This is a genomic window from Microbacterium ureisolvens (genome assembly GCF_019511645.1).
Taxonomy (GTDB): Bacteria; Actinomycetota; Actinomycetes; order Actinomycetales; family Microbacteriaceae; genus Microbacterium; species Microbacterium ureisolvens_A.
The window spans coordinates 1-404 of record NZ_JAEUAX010000042.1; the positions used below are offsets into that span (position 1 = coordinate 1).

The 404-nt window shown below is 57.4% G+C and carries 1 protein-coding gene; it reads right to left on the bottom strand.

Annotation, left to right across the window (positions count from 1 at the left end; translation table 11 throughout):
- Positions 1–33: 33 nt before the first annotated feature.
- On the bottom strand, positions 34–404 hold a 371-nt coding region (locus tag JNB61_RS19895; protein ID WP_220340735.1), incomplete at its 5' end, for a carboxymuconolactone decarboxylase family protein.

A 404-nucleotide genomic window follows, 5' to 3' on the forward strand; every position in this document is an offset into this window, starting at 1 on the left:
CAGCAACCACCCACAATGGCGCATCATCTCTCCTTAAGAACGTTTTTCAGGAATACGGCACAGCCCCTGAGCGGGAATGTCCATGGCAGAATTAAAACGGGCTGACAGATTTTGCAGGCCGATCAATGCCGTCAGTTCGGTGAGCGCCTGAGCGTCAAAATGCGCAGCCAGTCGGGTACGCAGGGCATCATCGACCGTTGGCGGCGTTACGCTTGCGGCTTCGGCGTACTCCAGCGCCAGCCGTTCTTCATCGCTAAAGAGCGGGCTTTGCCGCCAGTCAGCCACTGCCAGCAGTTTATCGCTGCTGCCGGTGCGCTCGGCGACTTTCATACTGGTGATATCCACACAAAACTCACACAGGCACCTTTGCGCAATGCGCGCGCTGACAAGCGATCGTACTACCG